At 68.4% G+C, this 15,593-nt stretch carries 16 protein-coding genes; 14 read left to right on the plus strand and 2 right to left on the minus strand.

Annotated features, from left to right (window positions below; genetic code table 11):
- The first annotated feature begins 94 nt into the window (after positions 1-94).
- The 6 genes from ACRAQ3_RS04525 to ACRAQ3_RS04550 all read left to right on the plus strand — a co-directional run bounded on the left by ACRAQ3_RS04525 (position 95) and on the right by ACRAQ3_RS04550 (position 5,153).
- Positions 95-1,249, plus strand: coding sequence for a hypothetical protein (locus ACRAQ3_RS04525; RefSeq protein ID WP_432255826.1), 1,155 nt, complete (start codon positions 95-97; stop codon positions 1,247-1,249).
- A gap of 111 nt (positions 1,250-1,360) precedes the next feature.
- On the plus strand, positions 1,361-2,242 hold the full coding sequence (locus ACRAQ3_RS04530) for an STAS domain-containing protein (protein ID WP_269397086.1): 882 nt from the start codon (positions 1,361-1,363) through the stop codon (positions 2,240-2,242).
- The gene (locus ACRAQ3_RS04535; RefSeq protein WP_269397085.1) at positions 2,235-2,597 is read left to right on the plus strand and encodes an STAS domain-containing protein; all 363 of its coding nucleotides are present in this window, start codon (positions 2,235-2,237) and stop codon (positions 2,595-2,597) included. The genes ACRAQ3_RS04530 and ACRAQ3_RS04535 overlap by 8 nt, the downstream gene beginning before the upstream one ends.
- Positions 2,594-3,001, plus strand: coding sequence for an ATP-binding protein (locus tag ACRAQ3_RS04540; protein WP_269397084.1), 408 nt, complete (start codon positions 2,594-2,596; stop codon positions 2,999-3,001). The genes ACRAQ3_RS04535 and ACRAQ3_RS04540 overlap by 4 nt, the downstream gene beginning before the upstream one ends.
- Positions 2,998-3,996: a SpoIIE family protein phosphatase gene (locus tag ACRAQ3_RS04545; RefSeq protein ID WP_269397083.1), complete on the plus strand. Its 999-nt coding sequence runs from the start codon at positions 2,998-3,000 to the stop codon at positions 3,994-3,996. Before ACRAQ3_RS04540 ends, ACRAQ3_RS04545 begins: the two co-directional genes overlap by 4 nt.
- The gene (locus ACRAQ3_RS04550) at positions 3,993-5,153 is read left to right on the plus strand and encodes a sensor histidine kinase (RefSeq protein ID WP_269397082.1); all 1,161 of its coding nucleotides are present in this window, start codon (positions 3,993-3,995) and stop codon (positions 5,151-5,153) included. Before ACRAQ3_RS04545 ends, ACRAQ3_RS04550 begins: the two co-directional genes overlap by 4 nt.
- Positions 5,154-5,288: 135 nt before the next feature.
- On the opposite strand, the gene ACRAQ3_RS04555 is transcribed toward ACRAQ3_RS04550, so the two are convergent.
- On the minus strand, positions 5,289-5,498 hold the full coding sequence (locus tag ACRAQ3_RS04555; protein WP_269397081.1) for a DUF1127 domain-containing protein: 210 nt from the start codon (positions 5,496-5,498) through the stop codon (positions 5,289-5,291).
- 202 nt (positions 5,499-5,700) lie between these two features.
- The gene (locus tag ACRAQ3_RS04560) at positions 5,701-6,726 is read right to left on the minus strand and encodes a substrate-binding domain-containing protein (protein WP_432255827.1); all 1,026 of its coding nucleotides are present in this window, start codon (positions 6,724-6,726) and stop codon (positions 5,701-5,703) included.
- Positions 6,727-6,824: 98 nt separating this feature from the next.
- Between ACRAQ3_RS04560 and ACRAQ3_RS04565 the strand changes: the two genes are divergently transcribed.
- The 8 genes from ACRAQ3_RS04565 (at position 6,825) to ybgC (ending at position 15,572) form a co-directional block, all read left to right on the plus strand.
- Positions 6,825-8,411 carry an alpha-amylase family glycosyl hydrolase gene (locus tag ACRAQ3_RS04565; RefSeq protein WP_432255828.1) on the plus strand — a complete coding sequence of 529 codons (1,587 nt, stop codon included), beginning with the start codon at positions 6,825-6,827 and terminating at the stop codon, positions 8,409-8,411.
- 109 nt (positions 8,412-8,520) lie between these two features.
- Positions 8,521-10,020, plus strand: a complete 1,500-nt coding sequence (locus ACRAQ3_RS04570; protein ID WP_432255829.1) for an ATPase domain-containing protein — start codon at positions 8,521-8,523, stop codon at positions 10,018-10,020.
- On the plus strand, positions 10,004-12,049 hold the full coding sequence (locus ACRAQ3_RS04575) for an ATP-binding protein (protein ID WP_432255830.1): 2,046 nt from the start codon (positions 10,004-10,006) through the stop codon (positions 12,047-12,049). Before ACRAQ3_RS04570 ends, ACRAQ3_RS04575 begins: the two co-directional genes overlap by 17 nt.
- Before the next feature lie 112 nt (positions 12,050-12,161).
- The gene (gene ruvC, locus ACRAQ3_RS04580; RefSeq protein WP_085894624.1) at positions 12,162-12,683 is read left to right on the plus strand and encodes a crossover junction endodeoxyribonuclease RuvC; all 522 of its coding nucleotides are present in this window, start codon (positions 12,162-12,164) and stop codon (positions 12,681-12,683) included.
- Positions 12,680-13,369, plus strand: coding sequence for a Holliday junction branch migration protein RuvA (gene ruvA, locus ACRAQ3_RS04585; RefSeq protein WP_432255831.1), 690 nt, complete (start codon positions 12,680-12,682; stop codon positions 13,367-13,369). Before ruvC ends, ruvA begins: the two co-directional genes overlap by 4 nt.
- A gap of 75 nt (positions 13,370-13,444) precedes the next feature.
- Entirely contained in the window at positions 13,445-14,479 is a 1,035-nt protein-coding gene (ruvB, locus tag ACRAQ3_RS04590; RefSeq protein ID WP_085894626.1) for a Holliday junction branch migration DNA helicase RuvB, read from the plus strand.
- A gap of 65 nt (positions 14,480-14,544) precedes the next feature.
- A complete protein-coding gene (locus ACRAQ3_RS04595) occupies positions 14,545-15,168 on the plus strand; it encodes a hypothetical protein (RefSeq protein ID WP_269397075.1) in 624 nt (207 codons plus the stop codon).
- On the plus strand, positions 15,165-15,572 hold the full coding sequence (gene ybgC, locus ACRAQ3_RS04600) for a tol-pal system-associated acyl-CoA thioesterase (RefSeq protein ID WP_269397074.1): 408 nt from the start codon (positions 15,165-15,167) through the stop codon (positions 15,570-15,572). The genes ACRAQ3_RS04595 and ybgC overlap by 4 nt, the downstream gene beginning before the upstream one ends.
- Positions 15,573-15,593 lie beyond the last annotated feature (21 nt).

Below are 15,593 nucleotides of genomic sequence, written 5' to 3' on the forward strand. Positions count from 1 at the left end.
GCCTGTCTGGCCCCCAGGCCTCCGCGAGGTGGACAAGTCCTCGGGTATCTGTCCAGTCTGGCGGGCGGGGCACCGGGGCGGATGAGGGCGATGCATGGCCAAGACGAGCAGGAGCGGTAGGCCGAGCGCGCTCGACCTGCTGCGGGTCGAAGTGCTTGCGGCGCGGATCGAAGCCTTCGGTCGGGCCGATCCCGATGCCGGCAATCTATGGCGCTCGGAGCTGGCGGTGGCCGAGGCGGTAGCCTCGGTGGCACTTGAAGGGCGCCGGCTGTCCGAGACCGAGCTGTTGCCGCGGATCGCGGGCGGTGGTTCCGGCCATGGCGACCCGGTCGCCGGCGAGCTGGCGCTGGGGTTGATCCGTGCCCTCAAGATGCCCGGCGACCCGATCGCGCAGCCCGACAAGACGATCGCCCGGCTCGAACGTCTGGCAGGAGGGCTTGCGGAAGACGAACGGGCGGCGAATTCGGAGGGGGCCTCCACCGACCCGGCGGCGCTTGCCGCCAGCCTTTCGGCATTACATCCCGACGATCCACCGATCCTCGCAGCGCTGAGGGTCAGCGCGGCCTATGGCATCGCGACGGAGCGGGCCCACCCGATGGTCGAGCGGGCCTTGTTCATGGCGGTCGAGAGCGCTCGGCGGCGCCTCACGCCGGGGCCCGGCGGCGTCATAGCCTTCGAGGAGGACCCGATGCGCGGCTTGTCGGGGCGGGTCGATGCCGATTGGGTCGCGACGCCTGCGCTGGCGCTCTCTGTCGGGCGCTACCGGCCCTGGTCCCCGGGCAGCGTCGCTGGGATGACCGAGCTGCTCGATGGGCTGGGCGCGGTACTGGGCATGGAAATCGGGCGGATCGGCCGGGCGCGTGACTGGTTGCGCCGGGCCCGCGCCTGCGGCGAGGGGCGGCACGGCCGGTCGCGGCTGGGCGATGCGGCACAGGCTTTCGCCTCGGCGCCCTGCCTGACCTCGAACCTTTTGGCGGAGCGCATCGGCGTGACGCCGCGTGGCGCAACCAACCTCATCGACGAGCTGGTGAGCCTCGGGCTGCTGCGCGAGATCACCCGTAGACGGACGGCGCGGATCTGGTCGGTGCCGGGCTTGGCCGAGCGCTTGGCGGCGCGGCCACGACGGGCGGGGCCGGCGCCTGCGCCCGCCCCGCAACCGGACCCCGAGGCGATGACACGCGCCTTCGCCGAGCTCGACGCGGCGCTGGGCCGGGCCGATGCGCTGCTGGGGCGGCGCCGCAAAGTCTGAGCAACTGCGCCGCGCCGCCGGGCCAGTTCCCGCCAAGTGAAGTCCTACAAGCCTTTCCTTCCCTGTCGCGGCACCATATCCGTATGTCGCCGTGACCAGTTAGGACCGATGATGACCGTTGCGCCGACCACCGAAGTGAGCCGCCTCCTGCGGGAAGAATTCGACAGCGTTCTCGACGCTTGGTTCGCCACCCAGAAGCGCGAGGGCGTGCGACGCCCCGACCTGTTCTCCGACCGCGAGAGCCGTCGCCAGCTATCCGATCTGCTGCGGGCCTTCTCCGATGCGCTGTCGCGCATCGACATCACCGAGGCCGTCGACATCGATGCCGATAACTGGTCCGAACTTCGCATGGCGCTGTCGGAGATCACGCTGGTGCGGACCGAGCGTGGTGTCGCGCCTTGGGAGATGACGGCCTTCATGCTGGCGCTGAAGCAGCCTGTCTTCGAGATGCTGAGCAAGAACCTCGCGGATCGGACCGATCGTCTGCTCGCCGAGGCCGCAGATTTCGGCCGCGTGGTCGATGCGCTCGCGATGCATATCAACGAATACTTCATCGCCGAGCGTGACGAGATCATAGAACGCCAGCGGGCCGAGATGATGGAACTCTCGACCCCGGTGGTGCAGCTGTGGGAGCGGGTGCTGACCATCCCCCTGATCGGCACGCTCGATTCGATGCGGGCGCAGGAGGTGATGGAGAACCTGTTGAATTCCATCGTCGAGCACAGCGCCGAGGTGGTGATCGTCGATATCACCGGCGTGCGCGTGGTCGACACGCAGGTCGCGCAGCACCTGTTGCGGACCGCCGCGGCGGTCCGGCTGATGGGGGCCGAGGCGATCATCTCGGGCATCTCGCCCAAGATCGCCCAGACCATGGTCGAGCTTGGCGTCGACGTGGGCGAGGTGACGACGCGCCCCTCTATCCGGGCCGCCCTCGCCGAGGCGTTCCGCCGGGTCGGCTTCCAGATCAGTCGCATCGAGGACACCCGTGTCTGAGGCGGCCTCGATCTACACGGTCGACAAGGTCCTGCTCGTCGCGATCCGCGACAACATCACCGACACCGACATCATCAACCTGCAGGAGGATCTCTCCGAGCGGATCGTGAACGAGGCGGCGCGCGGCGTGGTGATCGACATCGCCGCGCTCGAAATCGTCGATACCTTCGTCGGCCGCATTCTCGCGCAGCTTTCCTCGATCTCGCGACTGCTGGCGGCCGAGACCTACATCGTGGGCATGCGCCCGGCGGTGGCGATGACGCTGGTCGAACTGGGCATGGACCTGCCGGGCTCGAAGACGGCGCTGTCTCTGAGCCATGCGCTGCGCGCGCTCAAGGCCAAGGGTCTGGCGTGAGCGGCCCGCCGGCGCAGCCGGCGGGGCGGGTGGAACTGCGGCAGGAGCGCGATGTCGCGGCGGCCCGTATCGCGGTGTCGAAGGCGATGGACGCGCTGGGCGCGCGGGCGCTGCGCAAGACCCGCTTCGTCACCGCCGTGAGCGAGATCGCCCGCAACGCGCTCGACCATGGGGGCGGCGGCGTGCTCGAGATCTATCGCCTTGATCGCCCGCGCCGGATCATGATCCGCTGCATCGATCAGGGGCCCGGCATCGCCGATATCGATCAGGCGATGACGGACGGCTTCTCGACCGCGCGCAGCATGGGCAAGGGGCTCGGTGGTGCGCGGCGGCTGGTCGATGCCTTTCGCATCGAAAGCCGTGTCGGGGCGGGCACCACGATCGAGATGGAGGCCAATCCATGAGACATGTCGTCGATATATCCGATCCCAGCGCCGTGGCCGAAGCGCGGCGGCTGGCGCGCGGTCTGGCCGATGAGAGCAGGCTTTCGGTCGAGCGCACCGAGGCGATGGCGATCGTGGTCACGGAAATGGCCACCAACCTCTTGCGTCATGCCCGCGGCGGGCAACTCCTGCTGCAGCGCCAACCCGGCATCGGTTCCCGCGTCTGCATCGCCGCGATCGATACAGGTCCCGGAATCGCGGATATCGGCCTCGCGCTGTCCGACGGTTTTTCTACCGGTTCGAGCGCCGGTGGCGGGCTCGGTGCGATGCGCCGCCTGGCCGATCGCTTCGAGATACGCTCGACGCCGGGGCAGGGCACCGTGACCGTCTGCGGCTTTGGCCCGGCGCCGGTGCTGGCGGGGGTCGAGATCGGCGCCTTCCTGATGAACTATCCCGGCGACCGCGCCTGTGGCGACGCGGTTTTCGCGCGCGATGTCGCCGGCCGTGTCGACCTGCTCGCCGTCGACGGGCTGGGTCACGGCCCGCGCGCCGAAGTGGCGGCGGCCGAAGCGGTGGCGGGCATCGAACCCCTGCGCGGCGAGGACCCGGCGCGGCTGTTGTCCGAGCTGTCCGCCCGGCTCGCCGGCAGCCGCGGGTCCGTTGCGGCACTGGCACAGATCGAGGCGGCGGATGGGCGGCTGCGACTGGCCGGAATAGGCAACATCGCGGCGCTTCTGGTGAAGGCCGATGGGCAGGTGCGACGTCTGATCAGCCGTGAGGGGCGACTGGGCGGCGCGGTGCGCCTGCCGCCGGTCGAGAGCGCGGAGATGGGCCGGGGCGACGTGCTGATCCTGCACAGCGACGGCCTTTCGACGCTGCGCAGCCACGCGGAGCTGCCCTCTCTGGCCGGAATGAGCTGCGCGATGATCGCGGCACATCTGATGCGCGACCGCAACAAGGGGCGCGATGACTGTTGCGTGCTGGTGGCGCGGCTCGCCTCGGAGGACGCCGAATGAGACTGACCACGCTGAAGATCGAGGCCGACGAGGATATCGTGCGGCTGCGCATGGTCGGTCAGGAGGTGGCGCGGCATTGCGGCTTCGCCAAGTTCGCCGAAACCCGGATCGTCACCGCGCTCCTCGAGCTGGGGCGCAACATCATCCAGCATGGCGGCGGCGGGCGGATGACCCTGTCGCTGGAGCCGCTGGCGGGCAACCTCGAGCTTGCCGTGGAGGCGATCGATCAGGGGCCGGGCATCCCCGATCTGGAAACCCGCCTTGCCGGGGGTGACCCGCTGCCCGGCGTCGGACGGCAGCCGGGGCTCGGCCTCGGGCTGCGCGGCGTGCAGCGCATCGCCGACCGGATGGAGGTCGATAGCGGTCCCGAGGGGACCCGGATCAAGGCCGGCTTCGATACCCGTCTTGCCGCGAGCGAGGCGGCCAGCATCGGCGCCGCGATCGGCGAGGCGCTGGCGGCGCTGCGCCGCGCCGATCCAGCCGCGATGCTGGCGCAGCAGAACCGCGACCTGCTCGACGCGATCGAGGAGCGGGACCTGCTCATGGCCGAGGTGCATCACCGCACCAAGAACAACCTCGCCCTCGTCACCGGGTTGATGCGGCTCAGCCGCAACGCGGCCCAAAGCGAGGAAACCAAGCAGGTGCTGCGCGATCTGGAGCTTCGGGTGCGGGCGATCACCACGATCCACGACCAGCTGCAACGCGCCGCCGCCGCCGACCACGCGCCGCTGCTGCCGCTCTTGCGCGACGTGGCCGAGCACACGCGTCAGGCGTTCTCGACGCCCGATCAGGAGGTCACGGTGGTCGTCACCGGCGAGGCGCTGAGCCTGTCGGGCAATGCCGCGACCGATCTTGCCCTCGCGGCGGGCGAGCTGATGACCAATGCCTGCAAGCATGCCTTCGCGGATCGCGAGCGCGGCCGCCTGCATGTCTCGCTCACGCGGGAGGAGGGGATGCTGAAGCTGGTGGTCTCCGACGATGGTTGCGGTCTCGCGCCGGGCATGGAGCGGCCGGAGCGCTCGGATTCGCTTGGCTGGCGGATGATCCGTACCATGGTGCAAAAGCATGGCGGCTTCGTGCGCACCTCCGGCGGCAGCGAGGGGCTGACGGTGGAGCTTGGCTTCGACGAGGCGCAGCTCGGCCTGCATCAGGCCTGACCGCAAAAGAAAGGCGGCGGTTCCCGGGAGGAAGGAAGCCGCCGCCGTATTTTCGAGACTTGCCGGGGAGGATCGGCGCCGTCTCGACTGGTTAACACCAAGGCGCTGGAAAAGGTCCGCGCCTTGGCCAAAAGGTCAGGCGCGCCGCGCCGCCTGGGTCGCGATGTCCTCGATCATGGCGCGGTGAATGCCCAGATCGGCCAGCTCGCGCTCGCTGAGCGCCGAAAGCTCGCGGCGGGTGATGCGATAGGCCTGCGATTGGGCGCGGCGCTCGGCGATGCCGGCGAAGAGGCGGGCGAGCAGGGAGGCGGGGCGGGCGGTCTGGTTGGTGCTGAGGGTCGTCATGTCTCTTGATCCTTGGGCGTCGAAGGCAGCCTTTTGGCCGCGATATGAGGTAGGCGTCGTCATCGGCGCCGATGGGCCCCATCTGGACCCTCGGACCCGCCGCCACCACATCCAAGCACGCCGCAGCGCCCTGCAGGCACTGCATGGCCCGTCACCTCTTCGTTGCCCATCGGAGCGAGAATTTCCGAACCGTTTCGGGGTGCTACCTGTTCGGCGGCGCGATCGATCCCGCTTCGACGATCTCGAACCCGCCCAACTGCTGCAACTCGGCCAGCGGCTTGCCCTCGATTGCGCCGATCAGGCCCTGCGCCAGCGGCTTCCAGCTCAGCGCCAGCGCCGAGCGCGTGCCGGAACTGGCCGGCAGGGACATCAGGTCCTCGCCCGGCAGCATGTCGTCATGCACCACCACCGACACGTCGCCCGGCACCTTCAATCCGAGCATCGACAGCGCGTTGTAGATGCCCTTGGCGATCAGCATGTTGCCTGCGATCAGGCCGGTCGGCGCTGCCTCGCCATTCATCATCCGCAACGTGGCAAGGGCTCCGACGCTTTCGGTCATCTGCCCGTGTTCGTGCAGATCGGGGTCGATCTCTAGGCCGGCCTCGCGCAGCGCCATTTCCCAGCCGGTCCGGCGATGCGCCGCGTAGCAGGTGGCGGCGATGCCGTTGACGAAGCCGATCCGCCGATGCCCGGCGCGCAGGAGCATCGCCGTCAATTCGCGCCCGACGGCGATGTTGTCGATGTCGTAGAACGGGTAATCGGGCTTCGCTGCGCCGCGCCCATGCATCACCATCGGCACGCCGCGGCGGCGCAGATAGGCGACCCGCGGGTCGTTCTCCTCGGGCTCGATCAGCACGAAGCCGTCGAGCGAGCCACCGTCGATCAGCCGACGATGCACCGCGACCACGTCCTCGCCCTCTTCGGCGGCATGCAGCACGAACAGCCGGCCGCGTCGCGAGAACGCGCCCGACAGCCCGCGCACCATCTGCACGAACATGCTGTCGCGCGGGGTCCGGTCCTGCGGCGGCAGCACCAGCCCGACGATGCCGGAGCGCCCGGAGGCAAGCTTGCGGGCCGAAAGGTTCGGCCGGTAATTCAAGGCGTTGGCCGCTTCGCGCACGCGGATCTTGGTCTCGGCGCTGACATCGTCATGATCGTTGAGCGCGCGGCTTACCTGCGTGACCGACAGCCCGGTGCTGGCTGCGATGTCCTTGAGCGTTGCCGACATGTCTTCCCCTCGATGCACGGTTGCAACTTGCCAATCCGAAACGCTTCGGGCAAGCCTGTTCGAAAGCCCCCGGCTCCCAAGGGACGAAAGGATTCGAGATGAGCAAGGCGAATTGGTGGAAGGGCGCGGTGATCTACCAGATCTACCCGCGCTCCTATCAGGACGGCAATGACGACGGCATCGGCGATCTCAAGGGGATCACCGCGCGGCTGCCGCATATCGCCGATCTCGGCGCCGACGCGATCTGGCTGTCGCCGATCTTCACCTCTCCGATGGCCGATATGGGCTACGACGTGTCGAACTATACCGACATCGACCCCACCTTCGGCACGCTGGCGGATTTCGACGCCATGGTCGCGCGGGCACACGAGCTCGGGCTCAAGGTGATGATCGATCAGGTATTGTCGCACAGCTCGAACCAGCACCCATTCTTCGAGGAGAGCCGCCAAAGCCGCGACAACCCCAAGGCCGACTGGTACGTCTGGGCCGACCCTAAGCATGATGGCTCGGCGCCCAACAACTGGCAGGCCATCTTCGGCGGCATCGCCTGGGAATGGGAGCCGCGCCGTCGGCAGTATTACTTCCACAACTTCCTGAAAGAGCAGCCGGACTTCAACTTCCACAATCCGGAAGTGCAGGACTGGCTCCTTGGCACCATGCGGTTCTGGCTCGATCGTGGCGTCGACGGCTTCCGCCTCGACACGGTGAACTTCTACTTCCACGACAAGCATCTGCGCGACGATCCGGCCGATTTCCGCCTCGACGGGACCCCGGCGATCAAGCCCTATGACATGCAGTACCACATCTTCTCGAAGAACCAGCCTGACAACATCGCCTTCCTCGAGAAGATGCGGAAGTTGATGGACGAGTACGAGGATCGCACGCTGGTCGGCGAGGTCGGCGAGAGTCACCATCCGATCGAGATCATGGGCGAGTACACCTCGGCCAACCGGCTGCACATGGCCTACAGCTTCGAGATGCTGGGCCCGAAATTCACCGCCGAGCATTTCCGCCACCAGATCGACCAGTTCTTCAAGCTGGCGCCGAAGGGCTGGCCCTGCTGGGCGATGTCGAACCATGACGTGCCACGCCACGTGACGCGCTGGGCCGAGCATGGCGATCAGGACGCGGTGGCCAAGCTCGCCGCGGCGATGCTGCTGACGATGGAGGGTTCGATCTGTCTCTATCAGGGCGAGGAGCTGGGCCAGACCGAGACCGAAATGGAGTTTCACGAGCTGACCGACCCGCAGGGCATCAACTTCTGGCCCGCCGACAAGGGGCGCGACGGCTGCCGTACGCCGATGGTCTGGGAAAAGGACGCTCCTCATGCGGGGTTTGGCCGTGTCGAGCCCTGGTTGCCCGTGAAGGCGCCGCAGGCGGCGCGTGCGGTCGACACGCAAAAGGGTGTCGAGGGCTCCGTGCTCGAAACCTACCGGGCGCTGCTGAAGCTGCGCCGCGAGACGCCCGACTTGCGCGAGGGCCGCACCATGTTCGCCGAGACCGAGGAGCCGGTGCTGGCCTTCCATCGCGGCGAGAAGACGGTCTGCGCCTTCAACCTGTCGAACCAGCCGCAGGAGATCGAGATCGATGGCATCGATGAGACGCTCTTCGTGCTCGATGCCCGGACCGACAACGGCAAGGTCTGGCTTGGCGCCAACGGCGCGCTGATCGCCCGGCTGAAGTGACGCCCTTGCGGCGCGGCCCGACCGGGGCCGCGCCGTGCCTCCTCCAAGCCGTCTTTTGACCCTCCGGCAAAGCTGCTAGGAGGGCACAACCGGCTAAAGGATCGGACCGATGACCCCCAAGACCCATGCCCGGACCGGCGTTCCGGGGCTCGATGACGTTCTCTCCGGGGGACTCACGCGCAACCATGTCTTTCTTGTCGAAGGGGCGCCCGGCACGGGCAAGACCACCACGGCGATGCGGTTCCTTCTCGAAGGGGCGGAGCGGGGCGAAACCTGCCTCTATGTGACGCTCTCCGAGACCGAGGAAGAGCTGCATGACAGCGCCGCCTCGCATGGCTGGACGCTGGACGACCGGATCTCGATCTTCGAGGTGGTGCCTGCCGAAAGCCTGCTCGACGCCGATCAGCAGCAGAGCCTGCTCTATTCCTCCGATCTCGAGCTGGGCGAGGCGACGCGGCAGATCTTCGCTGCCTTCGAGCGAGTCCGGCCGCAGCGCGTGGTGATCGACAGCCTTTCGGAGATCCGGCTGCTGGCGCAGGGCTCCTTGCGCTACCGCCGCCAGATCCTTGCCATGAAGCATTACTTCGCCCGTCAGGACGCCACGGTGCTGATGCTGGACGACCTGACGGCCGAGGCGCATGACCGGACCGTGCACAGCATCGTGCATGGCGTGATCCAGCTCGAGGAGCTTGCGCCCGATTACGGCGCGGAACGACGGCGGCTGCGGGTCACCAAGTATCGCGGCCAGCGCTATCGGGGCGGCTATCACGACTTCGCCATCAAGACCGGGGGGATCGAGGTGTTTCCCCGCCTGGTGGCGCTCGAACACCGCACCGAATTCGACCGCAGTTCCCGCAGCAGCGGTATTCCCGCGCTTGACCAGCTGCTTGGCGGCGGCGTCGAGCAGGGCTCGAGCACGCTGGTTCTGGGGCCGACCGGCACCGGCAAGAGCCTGTTCTCACTGCAATTCGCGCTGGCTGCTATCGAACGCGGCGAGCGCGCGGCGCTCTTCGTCTTCGACGAGGAACTGGGTCTGATGGAGGCCCGTCTGGCCAAGCTCGGCATCGACATCCCCGCGCTGCGCGCCAGCGGCGCGCTGCAGGTCGAACAGGTGGATGCGGCCGAAATGTCGCCCGGCGAGTTCGCGCAGAAGGTCCGCGACAGCGTGGTGGAACGCGGGGTGCGCTGCGTCGTGATCGACAGCATGACCGGCTATCAGGCGGCAATGCCGCAGGAGAACGCGCTGGTGCTGCATATCCACGAGTTGCTGCAATTCCTGAACCGTCAGGGCGCCTCGTCATTCCTCACCGTGGCGCAGCACGGTCTGGTGGGCGACATGAAGTCGCCGATCGACGTCACCTACCTGGCCGATACCGTGATCCTGTTGCGCTACTTCGAGGCGCTGGGAAAGGTGCGCCGCGCGGTCTCGATCATCAAGAAGCGCACGGGGGCGCATGAGGACACCATCCGCGAATACCGGATCAGCGCCGACGGGCTCGAGCTCGGTGCGCCGCTGCAGGGATTCCAGGGGGTGTTGCGTGGTGTGCCGGATTTCATGGGCTCCGCCGATCCGCTGATGAAGGTAGGCGCCGATGACGCGGGACTTTGATCTCGCCCGGGCGCTGATCCTCGCGCCGGAAGGGCGGGACGCGCAGCTCGCGGCGGCGTTGCTGTCCGAGATCGGTCAAAAATCGGTCATTTGCGACGATATCCCGAGCTTTGCGGCCCGGCTGGACGAGAACACCGCCTTTGGCCTTCTCACCGAAGAGACGGTGCGTCATGCCGATCTCAACCTGCTGGCCGCGGCCATCGAGGCGCAGCCGAGTTGGTCGGCGCTCCCATTCATCGTGCTGACCCGGCATGGCGGCGGCCCGGAGCGCAATCCCGAGGCGGCGCGGCTGTCCGAAATCCTCGGCAACGTCACTTTCCTCGAACGTCCGTTTCACGCCACCACATTCGTCAGCGTCGCGCGCGGCGCCCGGCGCGGCCGGGATCGCCAGTTCGAGGCCCGTGCGGCGGTCGAGCGGCTGCATCGCAGCGAAGAGACGCTGCGCACCGCGCTCAAGGCCGGCCGCCTCGGCGCTTGGGAATTCCACCCCGCGACGCAGGAGCTGGTGTCCTCGCCGACGCTGCGCGCCATCTTCGGGCGCTCCGAGGCGGCGCCCTTCGGTTTCGAGGACTTCCTCGACAGCCTGCATCCCGGCGACAAGGCCCATGTGATCGAAACCATCGAGGGGGCCACGCGCGAGGGCACCGATTACGAGGTCGAGTTTCGCGTGATCTGGCCCGATGGCAGCCTGCGCTGGGCCGCGGCGCTGGCGCGGATCGAGCGCGGTTCGGAAGGCGAGGTCCGGCTGGTCGGGGTGACCACGGATATCACCGCTCGCAAGCAGGTCGAGGCAATGCACCGCGAGCAGACCGAGGAGCTTGAGCGGCGCGTGGCGCAGCGGACGGCCGAGCTGGAAACTGCGCATGCCCGGATGCTGGAGGAGATCCGGCAACGCGAGCGCACCGAGAGCCAGCTTCTGCAGAGCCAGAAAATGGAGGCGATCGGCCAGCTCACCGGCGGCGTCGCGCATGATTTCAACAACCTGCTGATGGCGGTGCTGGGCAATCTGGACCTGCTGTCGCGCCATGTCGCCGAGGATGCGCGCGCGACCCGCCTGATCGACGGTGCGATCCAGGGCGCGCAGCGCGGCGCGGCCCTGACCCAGCGCCTGCTGGCCTTTGCCCGGCGACAGGAGCTCAGCGTCGAGCCGCGCGATCTGGCCGGTCTGGTCCGCGGCTCCGAGGAACTGCTTCGCCGGTCCGTCGGCGATCTGGTGGAGCTGCGCTTCGACCTGCCGCAGGGGCTGCCCCGGGCGCAGGTGGATGGCAACCAGTTCGACCTCGCGCTCCTCAACCTCGCGGTCAATGCCCGGGACGCGATGACCGGCGGCGGCAGCCTCGAGGTGGCGCTGGCGCAGTGCGACGTCACCGAGGCTTCGGATCTTGCCCCGGGCAGCTATCTGCGGCTTTCGGTCACCGATACCGGGAGCGGCATGGACGCCGCCACGCTGGAACAGGCGACGCATCCCTTCTTCTCGACCAAGGAGCTGGGCAAGGGCACCGGGCTGGGCCTGTCGATGATCCACGGCCTCGCACAGCAGCTCGGCGGCGCGCTGCGGCTGTCGAGTTCGCCGGGGCAGGGCACCCGCGCCGAACTCTGGCTGCCCGCTGCAACGGTCGGGACCGGAACCGAAGCCGCCCGCGCCGACGAGGCCGCCCCGGCATCGGGTGAACGGCGCGGCGCCCTGCGCATCCTCTTCGTCGATGACGATGCTCTCATCGCGATGAGCACCGTCGATCTGCTGGAGGATTTGGGCCATCAGGTGATCGAGGCCTCATCGGGTCCGGAGGCGCTGAAGGTGATCGAAAGTGCCGAACCGATCGACCTGCTGATCACCGATTTCTCGATGCCGCGAATGAATGGTGGCGAATTGGCGCGCGCCGCACGCAAGCTGCGCCCGGGGCTGCCCATCCTTCTGGCGACTGGCTACGCGGAGCTTCCGGAGGGCGAGGCGCTCGAGCTTCCGCGTCTTGCCAAGCCCTACATGCAGCGCCAGCTCGCGGAGGGGATCGCGCGCCTCGGTCTTTGAGCCGGAGCTGTCCGCGACCCATGGCTTGCGTTCGCTCTTTGTGCTAGAGATCGGAAAAACCAGACAGAACAGGCCGGGGCGGAGAGCAGCCGCGATCGGCGGATGGGGGCACATGCGAGTCATCGGTATCGATCCGGGTCTGCGGAATCTCGGCTGGGGCGTGATCGAGGTCACCGGCGCACGTCTGCGCCACGTCGCCAACGGTACCTGCCACTCCGAGGGGGACGACCTGGCCGAGCGGCTGCTGTCGCTCGCCCACCAGCTGCGCGCGGTGATCGCCGAGCACGGCCCCGAGGCGGCAGCGGTCGAGCATGTCTTCGTCAACTCCGACGGCGCCGGTACGCTCAAGCTGGGGCAGGCGCGTGGTATCGCGTTGATGATCCCGGCCGAGGCGGGCCTTGCGGTGGGCGAGTACATGCCTTCGACCATCAAGAAGGCGGTGGTCGGCAACGGCGCCGCGGCCAAGGCGCAGGTGCAGCACATGGTGAAGCTCCAGCTCCCGGGCGTGAGGCTCGACGGACCCGACGCGGCCGACGCGCTCGCGGTCGCGATCTGCCATGCGCATCACCTGCAATCGGCGGGGCATCTGGCGGCCGCCGTGGCCCGGGCCGAGGCGGCGAGGGCGCGCGCATGATCGGCCGCATCGCCGGGCGGCTTGAATACCGCGCTGCAGATCACGTCCTGATTGACGTGCGCGGCGTCGGCTACGTGGTCTATGTCTCCGACCGGGTTCTGGCGCAGCTCCCCGGGCCGGGTGAGGCGGTGGCGCTATATACCGAGCTTCTGGTGCGCGAGGACATCCTGCAGCTCTTCGGCTTTCCGACGCTGGTGGAAAAGGAATGGCACCGGCTGCTGCTGACGGTGCAGGGCATCGGCGCCAAGGCGTCGCTGGCGATCCTCGGCGCGCTGGGCGCGGACGGGCTGTCGCGCGCCATCGCCCTGGCCGACTGGTCGGCCGTGGCGCGCGCCAAGGGGGTGGGTCCCAAGACCGCGCAGCGCGTGGTCAACGAGCTCAAGGACAAGGCCCCCTCGATCATGGCGATGGGCGCGCAGCCTGCCGCGATGCGCGAAGACGACGCGGCCGCGGTGATCGAGGATGCGCCCGTCGAAGTAGCCGCCCCAAAGCGCCCGGCACCCCGGAAAAAGGATGAGGGCAACGCCGCGGCGCAGGCCGAGGCGCTCTCGGCGCTGGGCAATCTTGGCTACGGTCTATCGGAGGCGGCGGGCGCGGTGGCCGAGGCCGCGCATGAAACGCCGGAGGCGGACACGGCGGGTCTGATCCGCGCGGCGCTGCGCAAGCTCGCGCCCAAGGACCGGTGAGATGACGCGCGCCGAAGCAGCGGCAGGATGCCGCGACGCCTTACAATGCCGCCTTGCGATGCTTAGGACTGGACGATGACCGACGCCCCCGATCCCGCGCTGCGCCCCGAACGGCTTCCCGAGGACCACGATCGTGCCTTGCGGCCGCAGGGGCTGAACGAGTTCATCGGCCAGGCCGAGGCCCGCGCCAACCTGCGTATCTTCATCGAGAGCGCGCGAATCCGTGGCGAGGCGATGGACCACACGCTGTTCCACGGGCCCCCGGGCCTGGGCAAGACGACGCTGGCGCAGATCATCTCGCGCGAGCTTGGCGTGGGCTTTCGCATGACATCCGGGCCGGTGCTGGCCAAGGCGGGCGATCTCGCCGCGATCCTTACCAATCTCGAACCGCGCGACGTGCTGTTCATCGACGAGATCCACCGGTTGAACCCGGCGGTCGAGGAGGTGCTGTACCCCGCGCTTGAGGATTACGCGCTTGATCTGGTGATCGGCGAGGGGCCGGCCGCGCGCACCGTGCGGATCGAGCTGCAGCCCTTCACGCTGGTTGGGGCGACAACCCGGCTCGGCCTGCTGACCACGCCGCTGCGCGACCGCTTCGGCATCCCGACGCGGCTCCAGTTCTACAGCGTCGACGAGTTGCACGAAATCGTCACCCGCAACGCGCGGCTTCTCGGGACCCCCGCCGATGACGACGGCGCGCGTGAGATCGCGCGGCGCGCGCGGGGCACCCCGCGCATCGCGGGGAGGCTGTTGCGCCGCGTCGTCGATTTTGCGGTGGTCGAAGGCGATGGGCGCGTCACCCGCGAGATCGCCGACAGCGCCCTGACACGGCTCGGCGTCGATGACCTCGGGCTCGACGGGGCCGATCGGCGCTACCTGCGGCTCATCGCCGAGGCCTATGGCGGTGGCCCGGTCGGAATCGAGACGCTGTCGGCCGCCCTGTCGGAAAGCCGCGACGCGCTGGAGGAGGTGATCGAGCCGTTCCTGCTGCAACAGGGGCTGATCCAGCGCACGCCGCGCGGCCGGATGCTGGCCCATGCGGCTTGGCGGCATCTGGGGCTGGCGGTGCCGCGCGGGCCGGAATCGGGGCAGGGCGTGCTGTTCGACTGATGCCCCGGCGCTTGCCCGCCGGGGTCATGGCGCGTATCCCGGCCCCGGAAACAGGAGGACCGGTCATGCTGGATGCGAAAGCCGTCGAGGCGATGTTCACCCGGGGCGATGGCAGCTACATGTGCGCTCGCTGGGGCCGGCCGATCGCGCCGGTGGTGTTCGGCGTCGAGGATGAGACGCTTTCGGTGATGAAATCGGCGCTGCAGGCGCTGTGCCAGCTTGCCGATCACGACATGGCCGAGACCGACCCCGAGCTCGGGGTGAACCTGCTGGTCTTCTTCTGCCGCGAATGGGACGAGCTCACCGCCGTACCCGATCTCGACAAGCTGGTGCCGGGCCTGCCCGATCTCTTGTCCAAGCTAGAGGCGGGCGATGCCAGCCAGTACCGCGCCTTTCGTTTCGAGCCCGACGGCGCGATCCGCGCAGGCATCGTGTTCCTGCGCATGAAGGGCGAGGCGGCCGAGACGCCTGCCGACGTGCTGGCGCTGAGCCAGGCGGTGCTCTCGATGCTCACATGGTCCGAGAGCGCCTTCGACGACACCTCGCCACTGGCTTCGGCGCCGGACGGCACGGTGGTGCTCAAGCCCGAGATCGCGGCGCTGATCAAGGCGGCCTACGACCCGGTGCTGCCCGCCGCTTCCGACGATCCGGCCACGGCGCTGCGGCTTGCCGCGCGGATGGGACATTGAGCCACAAGCTGCAGATCCGCGTCTATTACGAGGATACCGACCTCGCGGGGATCGTCTATTACGCGAACTACCTGAAGTTCATCGAGCGCGCGCGCACCGAATGGGTGCGAGGGCTCGGGATCGACCAGTCCCGGCTCAAATCCGAGACCGGCATCGTCTTTGCTGTCCGCCGCATCGAGGCCGATTACCTGACGCCGGCGCGATTCGACGATCTGCTGGAGGTCGAGACGACGCCGGCCCGGATCGGCGGCGCGAGGATCGAGCTGGAGCAGCGCGTGAGTCGTGGCGACGATACCTGTTTCGCGGCGCGCGTGACGCTGGCAGCGCTGTCCGCGAGCGGCGCACCGGCGCGGCTCCCCGTCGATCTGCGGGAACGGCTCGCCTCCGCCGGCCTTGGTTCCTGATCGCACAAACCCGGAACCATC

The sequence above is a fragment of the Limimaricola sp. AA108-03 genome, assembly GCF_050847355.1.
Taxonomy (GTDB): domain Bacteria; phylum Pseudomonadota; class Alphaproteobacteria; order Rhodobacterales; family Rhodobacteraceae; genus Limimaricola.

Excerpts from the sequence above, each read along its gene's own strand:
- ACRAQ3_RS04595 (WP_269397075.1), top strand. The coding sequence starts at position 14,545 with ATGCTGGATGCGAAAGCCGTCGAGGCGATGTTCACCCGGGGCGATGGC.
- ACRAQ3_RS04555 (WP_269397081.1), bottom strand. The coding sequence starts at position 5,498 with ATGACGACCCTCAGCACCAACCAGACCGCCCGCCCCGCCTCCCTGCTC.
- ACRAQ3_RS04570 (WP_432255829.1), top strand. The coding sequence starts at position 8,521 with ATGACCCCCAAGACCCATGCCCGGACCGGCGTTCCGGGGCTCGATGAC.
- ruvB (WP_085894626.1), top strand. The coding sequence starts at position 13,445 with ATGACCGACGCCCCCGATCCCGCGCTGCGCCCCGAACGGCTTCCCGAG.
- ruvA (WP_432255831.1), top strand. The coding sequence starts at position 12,680 with ATGATCGGCCGCATCGCCGGGCGGCTTGAATACCGCGCTGCAGATCAC.
- ACRAQ3_RS04565 (WP_432255828.1), top strand. The coding sequence starts at position 6,825 with ATGAGCAAGGCGAATTGGTGGAAGGGCGCGGTGATCTACCAGATCTAC.
- ruvC (WP_085894624.1), top strand. The coding sequence starts at position 12,162 with ATGCGAGTCATCGGTATCGATCCGGGTCTGCGGAATCTCGGCTGGGGC.
- ACRAQ3_RS04550 (WP_269397082.1), top strand. The coding sequence starts at position 3,993 with ATGAGACTGACCACGCTGAAGATCGAGGCCGACGAGGATATCGTGCGG.
- ACRAQ3_RS04530 (WP_269397086.1), top strand. The coding sequence starts at position 1,361 with ATGACCGTTGCGCCGACCACCGAAGTGAGCCGCCTCCTGCGGGAAGAA.
- ACRAQ3_RS04575 (WP_432255830.1), top strand. The coding sequence starts at position 10,004 with ATGACGCGGGACTTTGATCTCGCCCGGGCGCTGATCCTCGCGCCGGAA.
- ACRAQ3_RS04545 (WP_269397083.1), top strand. The coding sequence starts at position 2,998 with ATGAGACATGTCGTCGATATATCCGATCCCAGCGCCGTGGCCGAAGCG.
- ACRAQ3_RS04560 (WP_432255827.1), bottom strand. The coding sequence starts at position 6,726 with ATGTCGGCAACGCTCAAGGACATCGCAGCCAGCACCGGGCTGTCGGTC.
- ACRAQ3_RS04525 (WP_432255826.1), top strand. The coding sequence starts at position 95 with ATGGCCAAGACGAGCAGGAGCGGTAGGCCGAGCGCGCTCGACCTGCTG.